This window comes from Actinophytocola glycyrrhizae, assembly GCF_042653545.1.
GTDB lineage: Bacteria > Actinomycetota > Actinomycetes > Mycobacteriales > Pseudonocardiaceae > Actinophytocola > Actinophytocola glycyrrhizae.
This window is the reverse complement of sequence record NZ_JBHSIS010000038.1, coordinates 23,509-35,973: the sequence shown is the minus strand read 5'-3', so window position 1 is coordinate 35,973 and position 12,465 is coordinate 23,509. Positions and strand designations below refer to the sequence as shown.

General features: G+C 65.9%; 8 protein-coding genes. 5 read left to right on the top strand and 3 right to left on the bottom strand.

The window, feature by feature from the left end; translation table 11 throughout:
* Positions 1 to 89 precede the first annotated feature (89 nt).
* Together ACFPCV_RS38975 and ACFPCV_RS38970 are read left to right on the top strand one after the other, a co-directional pair.
* Complete coding sequence (locus tag ACFPCV_RS38975; protein WP_378062641.1) at positions 90 to 1,514, top strand: ATP-dependent nuclease; 1,425 nt, start codon at positions 90 to 92, stop codon at positions 1,512 to 1,514.
* A gap of 10 nt (positions 1,515 to 1,524) precedes the next feature.
* Entirely contained in the window at positions 1,525 to 3,486 is a 1,962-nt protein-coding gene (locus ACFPCV_RS38970) for an ATP-dependent helicase (protein WP_378062637.1), read from the top strand.
* 359 nt (positions 3,487 to 3,845) lie between these two features.
* Here ACFPCV_RS38970 and ACFPCV_RS38965 read toward each other — a convergent pair whose 3' ends face one another.
* Positions 3,846 to 4,106 (bottom strand): helix-turn-helix domain-containing protein, encoded by a 261-nt coding sequence (locus ACFPCV_RS38965; protein WP_378062636.1) that lies wholly within the window; start codon positions 4,104 to 4,106, stop codon positions 3,846 to 3,848.
* Positions 4,107 to 4,300: 194 nt separating this feature from the next.
* Here ACFPCV_RS38965 and ACFPCV_RS38960 point away from each other — a divergent pair, with 194 nt between their 5' ends.
* Both ACFPCV_RS38960 and ACFPCV_RS38955 read left to right on the top strand, forming a co-directional pair.
* Entirely contained in the window at positions 4,301 to 4,867 is a 567-nt protein-coding gene (locus ACFPCV_RS38960) for an NUDIX hydrolase (protein ID WP_378062634.1), read from the top strand.
* A gap of 68 nt (positions 4,868 to 4,935) precedes the next feature.
* Complete coding sequence (locus ACFPCV_RS38955) at positions 4,936 to 5,205, top strand: helix-turn-helix domain-containing protein (RefSeq protein ID WP_378062632.1); 270 nt, start codon at positions 4,936 to 4,938, stop codon at positions 5,203 to 5,205.
* 185 nt (positions 5,206 to 5,390) lie between these two features.
* On the opposite strand, the gene ACFPCV_RS38950 is transcribed toward ACFPCV_RS38955, so the two are convergent.
* Positions 5,391 to 5,924, bottom strand: a complete 534-nt coding sequence (locus tag ACFPCV_RS38950; protein ID WP_378062630.1) for a helix-turn-helix domain-containing protein — start codon at positions 5,922 to 5,924, stop codon at positions 5,391 to 5,393.
* 228 nt (positions 5,925 to 6,152) lie between these two features.
* Positions 6,153 to 7,526 (bottom strand): IS701 family transposase, encoded by a 1,374-nt coding sequence (locus ACFPCV_RS38945; protein ID WP_378062628.1) that lies wholly within the window; start codon positions 7,524 to 7,526, stop codon positions 6,153 to 6,155.
* Between the two features lie 181 nt (positions 7,527 to 7,707).
* Here ACFPCV_RS38945 and mobF point away from each other — a divergent pair, with 181 nt between their 5' ends.
* On the top strand, positions 7,708 to 12,450 hold the full coding sequence (gene mobF, locus ACFPCV_RS38940; RefSeq protein WP_378062627.1) for a MobF family relaxase: 4,743 nt from the start codon (positions 7,708 to 7,710) through the stop codon (positions 12,448 to 12,450).
* The last annotated feature ends 15 nt before the right edge of the window (positions 12,451 to 12,465 follow it).

The following is a 12,465-nucleotide window of genomic DNA, read 5'->3' as shown; positions in this document are numbered from 1 at the left end:
GCCGACTCGCCAAAGCCATCCACGTGCTACAGAACTACGAAACCACCGCAGGATGAAAAAGGCTCAATGTGGATCGAGCGTTGAACGCGATGCAGGAGGCTCGCGACAAGCTCGGGCAGGACCCCAACGTGCGTACCGTGCGGCGAATGCTACGTCAGCGGGTCGCGACCATGGCTGGACCCCAGCTGGATCTGGATCTCTCGTTGGCCTTCGCGGGACGCAAAGAAGATCTACTACGCAGTATTCGACTGTTTGTCGATGCCGCCAGCACTCGCGGGGTTGATCGCACCTCCACGGGAACCGCAAACGTCATCTACCTCGCCTTGTTGCTGGAGCGGTTGGGACTACGCCGCGAGGCACACGATGGCGAAGACACTCTCTTGGCAGTCGAAGAGCCGGAAGCGCACCTCCACCCGACGCTGCAACGCCACGTCTTTGCTCACCTGCTAGGTCAACCTGATCGGCTCGTGTTGACTACTCACAGTCCACACATCGCTGCGGTCAGTCCACTGTCGAGTGTGGTGCTGGTCTCTGAGGCCGGCGGTAGTAGTGAAGCGCGTGTAGTTCCGCCAGGACTATTAAGCGAACGCGAGATCGCTGACCTGGAGCGGTATCTCAATGTGACTCGTGCGGAGATCTTGTTCGCCCGCCGAGTAGTGCTAGTAGAAGGAGCGGCAGAAAGCTATCTTCTCCCAGCGCTCGCGACAGCAGTCGGGTTCGACCTAGATGGATACGGCATCGTGGTCGCTTCGGTGGACGGAACCGACTTCGTGCCATACGCCCGGCTACTTGGTCCCACCGCCTTGAACAGGCCGTTCGTGGTGCTCACTGACGGTGATGTGGCCGAGGGCGGTACTGCAAGCAGGGCGGAGCCAGGTATGTGGAGAGCAGCTTCCCTGCTCCGCATCAAGTCCTCCCCGCGTCACAAAGCGTTTAAGGAGCAACTGCAGACCGTCGCTTCCACGGAATGGGCCGACGGGGATCCCCGCCCCGGTCGCGACGAGTTGGTGCAGGACGCTGCCGATGAGAGGATCTATGTCGGCTTACATACTCTCGAGGTAGATATCACCCCTCTGTTCGCTCAAGAGATGACTACCTCGTTCAATGAACTTGCCCCCGGGCCAAGAGGTCAGCAGGCTTTCGCCGCCGCGGTCACGAACGCCGCCACGTCGCCACCGACTGAAGAAGTGCGGACAGCATTGCTATCACGTATCGAGCGGATCGGAAAGGGCCGATACGCACAGCGGTTGGCCGCCCGCGTCGCCATGGCCGACTTGCGAGAGCGGATCACAGGCATGCTCTCGATCGAGGACGATGCGTCGATTGACCGAGAAGACCTCTTGAACATCGAGGGTTGCGGCCCATTGCTCGTACTTCTCCACGATCTAAGGCAGGCAGTGGAGGGACTGCCGTTGCTGCCGACGGCAGAGCAGTATGAACAGTGGGCCGCAGCCAAGGATGACGACGACATCACCGAGGGCGCTACCGGCAATGATGCAACACAGGCATCCTGACGAGCATCCTGTGTCTCAGGAAGCACTCGATAAGGCGGAGGTCTGCTGCGCCGCAACAGACATAGGCTTCGCTGTGCCCGAAAATGTCATGCTCTCCGCGGCGATGGCAGATGAGTTGGCCGCGCTGGACCCGCGCCAGCGGGGCGCCGCAGTCCATAATGGCAATCTTGCGATCCTCGCAGGCCCAGGTGCGGGCAAGACACGAACACTCGTGGCCCGGGTGGGCTACCTGCTGGCAACGACAAGCGAACATCGCGGGGTAGCCGCCATCACCTACACCGACGCCGCCGCACAGGAGGTCAGCACCCGCCTGCGCAGGTTGGGCATGTCACCAGGACGACGACTCGCAAGCCGCACTGTGCATGCCTTCTGTCTACGACACATATTGCTGCCATACGGTCAGATTGCCGGCCATCCACTGCCTCCGGACTTCGAGGTTCTCGACACCGAGGGTTCCAACAGGTTGTGGACGCACGCAGCGGCTGCAGCACGCATCCCGCTCGGACGACGAGGGGTAGCTGATGAGCTGCCGACCTTCACGACGCTGCGAAGGCGCATCGCCGTAGGAGAGGACGTCAGTGACTTCTCGGCCCCACACCGCGCCGCTGTCCGCGAGTACGAACGACTACTACATGAGTCGCATCTGTTGGACTTCGACGAGATGCCACGCATTGCCTTGCAGATACTTCGTGATAGCGAGCCCGCCAGGGAGTTGCTCGTGGCACGGTTCCCACACTTGGTCGTCGATGAGTACCAGGACCTCGGCCCCGTGCTTCACGGAGTAGTGACGGTGTTATTGGACGCGGGGATGACAGTGAGCGCCGTCGGCGATCCTGACCAGACTATGTTCGAGTTTCTCGGCGCCGATCCACGATATCTTCGAGAGTTGGCTGACAGAGACGACTTCTGCGCGATCTCCCTGACATTCAACTACCGCAGCGGCAGTGCGCTCGTCGCGGCCGGCCGTGCCGCGCTCGGCGCCGACCGCGGATACCAACACGACCCGCGCCGCATCGACCCCGGTGTCATCGAGATCAGCCCTGTTGAGGGTGACCTCGACTCGCATGCCGAACGCACTGTCCACGTCGTGACGAGCCTGATCAACGGGGGTACATCGGCGGAAGACATCGCTGTGTTGTATCCGGCTCAGACCGACCTTCGAGACAGGATTATCGACGCGCTCACGGCGGCCGAGATCCCGTTCGACGGTGAACGGCGCCGACGTACGCCGGACGGTCCCCTCGGGGACCTGGTGTCAGCATGCGCGGCTCGACGGCTGTCTGGACCGCTTCCCGGCACCGATTCCACAATGGAATCCTCTTCATCCGGCACGCGTGGAAAGTCTCACCTCACCAGCAGCGCCCGCACGCCGCTACCTGTGCGTGAACTTGCCGCTATATGGCACCGTCTGCGTAACGACGGTGGTGTACTGGCGCCCGAGGACACTCTTCGGTCGTTGGCTCGACAACTCCTCTCCGTGCTGGACGCATCCGACCGCGAAGCTACGACCGACGACGCTGACGACTTCGTCCACGAACTCAGTGAGGTGTTGGAGTTACGGCGGCTTGCGGCCAACACGTCGGACCAGCGAGACAGACTGGTCCCAGACGCCCTGGTATCCGCGTTGGAACAAGGGCTGAGTATGGCTGAGTTGGCCGGCGGGCGCGCACCTGGTCGTCTCGTGCTGACCACCTATCACAGCGCGAAGGGTCGCGAGTTCATCGCAGTCGTACTTCCCGGTCTCGTCGAAGGGCTAGTACCTTTCTATTTCGCAGACCGGGGGATCACCGCTGCGAAACTGGCTAGCGAGAGGCGACAGTTCTATGTCGCCGTGACTCGGGCTTCCGACGCGGTCGTACTCATTCCAGGAAGCCAGTTCACTGCCTGGGGTCGCACCCGCCGTAGCGGCTGGTCGCAGTTCGTCCTCGACATCCAACGAGCAATGGCCACGGCCAGCCACGGAACCCGCTGAGTTCACAACCGCAAGCGAAGTCAACGCGCACGTCAACGGGCGTTGATGGCCGGGCTTGCCGTCAGCACCTCAGGCGTCGAGGATCCTGACGACCAGGCCCGGGATGGGATGGCCGATCTCGTCGCGAATAGGCGGAGGGCATCGACACTCTTGCGGACCGGGTCCTCGGGGCCAGTCAAGCAGTAGTGGCAGGGGTATGGCCGGCGTCATCGAGTTCGTACGCTGGGCAGTTGGCTGGGAGTGAGCGTGCAGGGACCCGTTGGGACCGGGCTGCCTAACGCACTCGTTGCGTACTCGACTTCGGATGGGGCCTGCGATCAGTCGTAGCACCAAAGGTCCGATCTGTTGTCACTTATTGGTTATGCGTTGGGGTCCCGTTCGGTGCGGCGTTGAGTAGCGATCGCGGCTATGTCGACACATGCGCCGGTGTTGATCGCTTCATGGATCATCTGGTTGAGGACTTTGGCGGGAACGACGTAGCGGCTGCGGATGCGCACTGCGGGGAAGGCATCGTCGCGGATCGCGCGGTACAGGGTCGAGGCGTCGCAGCGCAGCACCTTGGCTGCTTCGCGGACGGTGTAGAACGCAGGAGTATGGGGTTCGCCAGCTGGGGCAGCCATCGTCGATAGCTCCTTTGCTCCTCGAATTAGGTTTGGGTGACGTAGATCGGTGACTATAGACGAGTGGTTTCGTCCTTCGTCAGGCCCGCGTTTTCGTGAACTGGAGGTGTTGGGAGTCGTTTGATTGGATTGGTGATTCTGTGGAGACTGATTCCTCCGTTGCGGCGTATGTTCGTTCGGATTAGGTTTCTATAGTGACGAGCGATGAGAGCTCCGCATGGGCTTGGACCGTCCATGGGAGCCGCACGGTCTACGACAGTCGGTGGTTGCGAGTCGCGGTGACTGATGTCGAGCCGCCTGATGGTCGCCGGTTCGACCACCACGTTGTGCACCTTGGTCGGGTCGCGATCGCGTTGATCGTCGACGAGCAGGGGCGGATGTTGATGTTGTGGCGGTATCGGTTCGCTGTTGACCAGTGGGGCTATGAACTGCTCGGTGGCCTTGTTGAGCCTGGTGAGGATCCTGCTGAGACCGCGGCGCGGGAGGCGGAGGAGGAGAGCGGGTGGCGACCGGCGGGGGTGCCAGAACGACTGGTTGGGTTCGAGCCTTTGCCGGGAATGATCAACGCGCCGGTCGATGTCTACCTGTGGCGGGCCGCTGAGAAGGTTGGTGAGCCCACTGACCGGGAGGAGGCCGGTCGCGTCGAGTGGGTAGACAGCAGCAAGGTCGTCGCGCTCGCCGCGGAGGGTCGGTTGCTCGGCGCTGGAACGTTGGTTGCGGTGCTCTATTACCTGCACAGGTCACATCCGGTGCCGACGTAGAACTAACGAACGGCCGATTTCGGCATGCGCTACGCTGCTTGGCTTTCACGTCTGCGATTCGAGAGCAGGTGATCACGATCGACGCGGATCGATCTCCTTCGTTCTACACGGTTCGGGAAGCAGCGGAAATTCTTCGTTGCAACAAGAACACGCTCTATCGCGCTATTCATGACGGCGCGTTTCCCGCCATTCGGATCCGGTCGCGATTCGTTGTGCCCGCACAGGCTGTGGACCAGCTCGCTCGTCAAGCTGTCGAGACCGGAGTATGCGTGGATGTCGCCGAGCTCGCAGCGCGGCGTCGCGACGAACGCGAGTTCAACCGAGTGACCAGTAGGTAGGCGCCGGCGGTTGGGTGGGGTCGCCATGTTTCCGCTGAGCGACACCACCCAACCGCTGATCTGTGGGTTGAATTTGAGAACTGCCCCGCGCCGTCGCCGGTCGGAGCAGCGCAAGCCGAAGGGGGACCTGTTCTGGCGGGCAGTTGCGGCAGGTGCGAGTAGCGCTTCGCCGAGACTGATCGAAGTTATGCGGCAGCCTCGTCGGGATCAGGGTCTGGCGTGAACTTGCACAGGTAGCGCGTCAGATCATCCTGGGGGTGGCCGACGACAGCCGCGAGTTCGAGTATGGCGTCCGGGGACATCGCGATGATGCCGTTCGGAGTGTGGTTCAGCCTGTTGCGGGCCCACTGGACCAGCGGGCGGAAGTTCATGTTCCGCTCACTGAGCACCTTGTTGAGGTCCACTCGCAACTTGAGGTGGCTGAGGTGGAGTTCCGCTCTCTGCAGGGCGTGCGCCAGCAGATCTGGAGGAGATGCCTCCAAGCCCTCGCACAGCTCCAGAAACCTGACGATCGTGAGCTGTCGGATACCGTGTTCGTACGCCAGCAGGGTTCGGTCACCAATACCGGAGGGCAGCCTGCGCACGAAGGCAGCCCGTGACAGACCGAGCGTTTCACGAACTCTCCGGAGTTCGTCTCCGAGCGCCCGCGCGATGGCCTCGGCGACAACCGGGTCCTCTGTGTTCACCTGCTTGTCTCCCCTGAGTTCAAGCTGCGTCATCCCCTGGCACACCGACTGCGGGGCAGTTGTCAACTCGGCTGCCGGTCGTGGTCGCCTTCGGGAGGTCGGCTTCCTGTGTGTTCCGTAGCGACTCTTGGAACCGGATCAGAACGGGCGGTTTGGCGTTCATGACTGGTCGTCGTCTGGATCGGAAGCGTCGATGTTCCGCAGTGTCTCTGTCCCCAGCTTGACCATCGTGTCTAGTACGGCAGCCGCACTTTGATCTTGTCATGTTTGCCCGATTTGTCGGCGCAGACGGGTCCGGTGGTGGAACCATCGGGCGCGAGCCTGGTGACGTCGCCGCCACCAGATCCAGTGCAGGTGGTGAGCTTCGGGTAGCAGCCGACGAGTGACCAGCATGAACAGGCGTTTGACCTCGGCGACGGTCAGAGCGATCAGGCCAAGATCCTTGGGTGGCTGGTCGTCGCCGGTGCGAGGCAGGATCGGTGCTGGAGCTTGGGTTCTGGCTTGGGCGGCGGTGACGGCGCAGACTGCGAGCGCGGCCAGGGTGAGCACGATGTGTCGTAGCAGCGCGGTGTAGAGGCGGACCTGGGAGTGGTCGAGTCCGAAGTGGTCCTTGCTGAACTCGAACCCCTCCTCGACCGGCCAGCGCAGACAGGCGACCCGCACGAGGGTCATCAGCGTGATCGGCCGTCCGGCGGGAACATGGCAGTAGTGGTAGGCCAACTCGCCGGTCTGCAAGTGCTTGCGGATCAACAGGAAGTGGCGTGGGCGCGTGGTCGCGAGCCAGGCCCAGGCGTAGGCGCGTTCGCCTTTGGAGCCGGTCACCGAGCAGACCTGCCACCGCATCTTGTGCTTGCGGCCGGCCAGATGTGTAGCCACAGCGGTGTCGGCGCGTATCCGCTGACCGGGCCCGGTCTCGATGGTGAAGGCACACCCGACGCGCATCACGTATCCGATTCCGTTGTCGGCCATGAAGGCGCGGAGTTTGCCGGCTCGGCCGTAGACCTCGTCGCCGGCGATCCACGGCGGGATGGTCGCATCGGCGATCATGTCGGCGAGAATGTCCTGCGCCAACTGCGATTTGGTCTTGAACTCCACGTCATCAGGGATACCCAGCACCGCGCGGTGCTCGACGGTGATCTGCTCCTCGGGCACGTAGATGCGGGCGCCGACCAACGCGTGCCCACCCGGAGTCGCATACGAGCAGTAGACCGTGTTTACCCCATTGGCGATCCGGCCCGCGCAGCCCATGTACTGCCGTTTCGCACCCGCAGTCGATTCGCCCTGCTTCTCCTGACCGGACTCGTCCAGCGCCCCCACTCGCAACGGCTGATCTCCCAACTCCTCGATCACAAACCGCCGCACCACCCGCTGAGCCCGATCGTGGTCCCACACCGCGTGATTGAGAAGCCGTTGCGTAGCATCCGGCGTCAGATCGCCCGCATGCTCGGCGATGGTCCACCCGTTCTTGCGGGGCAGGTCGCTGATCAACGCCGACATGTACTTCTCTGCCTGGGCAAATGGCTTCACCCGGACAAAGCAAGGCCTGAGCCGTCCATGCAGCAGGGCCAGGTTCGACACCGCTAACTCGCCCTCTACCATGGCTGCCGCAGCCGCCTCAGGAACATCTTGCGTCACAACTCGATGATCACGGGGCGGCTGCTTCCATGATCATCCGGGGCGGTCAAGCCTCCGACCAGCAAAGATCATCAAAAGTGCGGCTGCCGTACTAGCGGGATACCTGGAAACGATCTTCGTTTGATTTCTGCCGGGGAGGGCGGAAAGAGTCGTGTCCCGGGCGTTCGGGGGGACGCGAGGCATGGCGTACGTGACGCCGATCTACGGGGGATCGGCCGCGCAGATCGACTACCGGCTCGGTGTCGGCCAGGACGCTGGTCACGGGTGTGGGTCGGACGCGCAGTTCCGGTACCGGGCGGATGGCCGGGAGCGGCCGTTGCGGTGGATCGGTGAGGGCTTGCCCGAGTTCGGCGTCGACGGCCTCGTTGCTGGGGCCGAGCTGACCCCCGACCAGCACGACATGGCGCGCGCCCTGATGACCGGGAAGCACCCGGTGACCGGCGAACAGCTGGTGTCCCCGAAACTCGCCGTCCCGGCCGACGCGAAAGTGCCGTTGGGGCCTCTGGTCGCCGCCGTCCGCGCCCTGGTCGCCGAGCGCGATATCACGGATCCGGTGGACGTGTTCACCGCGCCGAAGCTGCGGTCCGGATGGAACACCGCCGTCCGCGCCGTGGCCCGACGGGGTGACGCCGCGCTGTTGCGGGTGGACGACGCGCTCACCCTCGTGGAGAAGGCCGGCTTGGAGGCCGAGCAGGTGTGGCCGGACACCGACCTGCTGGCCACCTACAGCAACCTCTACGAGTCCGCGCCGGTGGTCGACGAGCACGGTGCACCCGTGATGGGTGACGACGGCACACCCAAGACCGAGCTGGTGGCACGCAGGGTGCCGGTCGGCATCGTCGGGTTCGACATCGGCGTCACCCTCCCCAAATCGGCGAGCCTGCTGCTGGCGTTCCTGCCCGACGACCTCGCCGACCGGGTCGAGGCCGGATACACCGCCGCGATCGACAAGACATTCGGATGGGTGGAGGGCCGGACCTCGTATGTGCGGCGCGGCAAACACGGCGACGGCCACACCGCCCGCCACGAGTCGACGGCGGGGTTTGCGGGGTGGGTGATGACCCACCGCGCCGCCCGCCCGGTCGCCGACGCGCCGGTGGGAGACCCCCACTGGCATGTGCACATCACCGTGGCGAACATGGCCAAGGCCGCCGACGGGACGTGGCTGACCGTCGCGGCCGGCGGCCGGGATCTGATGCGGCATGCCCCGGCGATCGACAAGGTCACCCAAGCCCAGATACGGGGGTTCCTGCACGAGCAGTTCGGGATCACCTTCACCCGCCGGGAACGCAACAGCACGTGGGAGGTCGCGCAGATCCCGGATGAGGCGATCGTGTATTTCTCCAAACGCGGCCAGCAGGTCAACGCGGTCCTCGAACAACTCGGCTACAGCAACGCCGACGTCTCCGCCGCGCACGCCCGGGTCCTGACCCGCGAGTCCCGCACCGCCAAGCCGGAGACCACCGCGGCCACCGACGCCACGCTGCGCGGGCTGTGGCGCGCGGACGCGTTCCGGGGCGGCCTGGACCCCGACAGCCTCATGGATCAGGTCCTCGCCACCCACCACACGGGCTCCGCCACCCAGCAGTCCCGCCAGGGGACGGCACGGGTATTCGAGGCAGACGCCGGTCCTGACCAACTTGTGGCGCGGTTCGGCATCAGCCTCGATGACCTGGTCACCGTGCTGACCGACCCCGATCGCGGGCTGACCGCGCACGCCCGCCGTTTCTCCCACCTCGACGCCGTCGCGGCCGTGGCCGACGCCCTCCCGTACGGGGCGGCCATCGCCGAGGTGGAACGCCTCACCGACCTCGTGTTGGAGCATCCGGCGTTCGTGTCACTCCCCGCCAGCGGCGAGCAGGCGGCCACCGGCCAGGCGGCTACCCAGCAGGTCGGACAGCGGACGGGGCAGGCTGCGCGGGTGGTGGGCGGCCCGGGTATCTGCAGCCCGCTGTCCGGTGCGCATCAGATGGCAGGCGGGCAGCTGTACAGCACCCGGGACGTGACCGAAGCCGAGCGGACCATCCTCCTGCACGCCACCATGCGCTCCGCCCGTTCGACAGTCGCCGGGACAGGCCGGGTCGGTTCTCGCCGTCGGGTGGTGGTGCCGTTGGAGGTGGTGGACGAGGCGGTCAGGGCGGTGGCGGACGCGCAGGGGTACCCGCTGTCGGTCGAGCAGCGGGCGGTGCTGGACGCGGTAGTTGGCAGCAGCCGCCCGGTGACGACGGTGGAGGGCCCACCCGGCACCGGCAAGACCACCCTGATGCGGGCCGCGCGGGTCGCGTGGGAAGCCGCCGGCCACACCGTTGCCGGAGCAGCGACGGCGGCGGTCGCCGCGCAGAACCTCGCCACCGAATCCGGCATCCCCTCCCGCACCGTGGCGCAGTGGCTGTGGCGCATCGACAACGGACCCGGCCTCACCGGCGTGGACGTGCTCGTGCTCGACGAGGCGAACCTGACCAGCGACCGTGACCGCGCCGCCCTCTACCGCGCCGCCGCCCGGTCAGGAACTCGGATCGTGGAAGTGGGGGACCCCCGCCAGCTCCGTGGTGTGGGGGAGGGGTCGATGTTCGGCTACCTCCACGCCCTGCTCGACGGTCCCGGCCTGTCGGAGAACCGGCGGCAACGCAACACCGACGAACGCGCCGCCCTGGCCGCGTTCCGCGAAGGCCGCCACGCCGAGGCGTTGCACGCCTATCAGCGGATCGGGGGCCTGGTCGCGACCGAGACCGCCGACGAGGCCGTGGCTGCGATGGTTTCCACGTGGTTGCGGGCCCGTGAGGGCGCACCCGACCCGCACACCCAGATTGGCGGGCTGGTGATGCTGGCCGCGACCAACGAGCAGGTCGGGCGGATCAACGACGCCGTGCAGGCTGTCCGGGCCGCGCGCGGCGAACTCGGCGACGCGAGGACCTACCAGCTCGCGGGCGGACGACGAGCCAGCTTCCATGTCGGGGACCTGGTGATGGTCCGGCGTAACGACCGCACCGAGCAAGCCGTCACCGGCGCCCCGGTCCTCAACGGCTACCGCGGCGTCATCACCGCCATCACCGCCGACGGGGTCGAGGTCGCCTGGCGCACCGACACCGCCACCCAGACCACCGCCGAGCCCGCCGCCCAGTCCGCTGCCGAAGGGGCCGGTGGGTTGTCCCGAGCGGTGCTCTCGCCTGGCTACATCGCTCAGGGCGGTCTGGAACTGGGGTACGCGCTGACCGCGCACAAGGCCGAGGGTCTCACCGTCGGAGGGCAGTGGGTGCGGCCGGACGGGACGCAGAACGACGGCACCGTGCTGGTGTACGGGTCCGGGATGGACAACCCCGGCCTGTACGTCTCCCTGTCTCGGGACAAAGGCCAAGCCGTCTTGTTCGCCGCGCGCACAGAACTCGAGGGCGAACGCGAAGACCTCCTCTACGGTCCGCCCGCCACCGAACACGCGCTCACCGACCGGGTTGTCGCCGCGCTGGCCGAGCAGGCCGACGCCACCGCCACCACCGCCAACGACCGCCCGGTCCTGGTCGACCTCGGTCAGGCCCCCGCCAACCCCGCCGCCGACCTGACTGCAGCTCCCAGCACCAGTACCGGTGCTGGAGTGCCGGAGGGGGCGGTACCAGGACCGGTACCCAGGGGCACCGAACCGGTGCCGGCCGCCGCCCACCACAACCCGCTCGACCAGGGGGACCGGTACGGCCAAGAGCCTGACCACGGCCCTGATCGTGATGACGGGCGGCACGTGGTGTCGGTGACCGGCGAGCAGCATCAGGAGTGGCAGGAGATCAGCCTGAGGGTGCGGGCCGCGAAACGGGACCTGGACCCGCACGCCTTGGCCGCGGCCGAGGCGGACCGGCGTGCGTTCACCGAGCGGATGGGCCACTACCGGATGGAGACGCTGTTCGCGGAGCGGCATGAGCAGCGTGTCCAGGACCGTGCCCGCCGCGCGGCCGCACGGGAGGCCGAGAGCCTGGCCCGGAACCAGGAGCGGATCCAGCGGTTGCAGTGGGCCCAAGCGTGGCAGGCCCGGCCGCATTCCCGGCTCACCGACACCGCCCTCAACCGCGCCCACCGTGCTGCCGGAGACCACGCCGCGCGGGAACAGGCCGCCGCCGACAAAACCCGCCGCGAGCTCGCCGCCCGCGAACCCGATGTCACGGCGGGGCGTGGACCGAGGGTCACCGAACTCGACACGCGTATGCACCAGCTCCGCGTGAACGCCGAACGTCAGGCCACCGTCGAAGCGCTCGAAGCGCGTTGGCGCCAGGCGCTGGAACGAGCCGGAGACGCCGCCGAACAAGCCACCCACAAGGAATTCGACGCCGAACGCACCTCGTGGTGGCAGTCCAGTAAACGCGATCAGCTCACCGCTGAGGCAGCCGCCCAGCGTGAGGTCGTCGCCGCGACCACCAAGGAAACCAACGAATTGGCCAGCCATGCCGCTGAGATCAAACACCAACTCGGCGGACCCCGTATGTGGAGCCAGGCCCGCGATCTCGCCGAACGCGCCGAAGCCACCTACGAACGCGACCGCGACCAGGCCCTCACTGCCGACCGGCGCGACCTCACCCGGCTCGAACGTGTCGCCGAGACCCACGAGACCAACGCACTCAAGGCTGCGGCCCGCCATACCGAACTCACCGCCGAACGCGACCTGCGCGACACCATGCCCCAACCCCAGCACACCTTCGAAAACGAGCTGCGGGCCGAACAACGCCAGCTCGACCAGGTCCCCGAACTCCAACAACGGCTGGCCGACATCAAACACAACCTCGCCGTCGACCCCCGCTCGGAACTCCACCAGGACCTGGCCAAGCTCATCGACGACCCGCAACCCGACCCGCACGAGGAGATCCACCGCCACATCCACCACGAGGTCGCTCACCACATCGAGGACCCGCACCTCGATCACGACGGCCCTAGCCTCGGGTTGTGAGCACGCCGGTGGGTG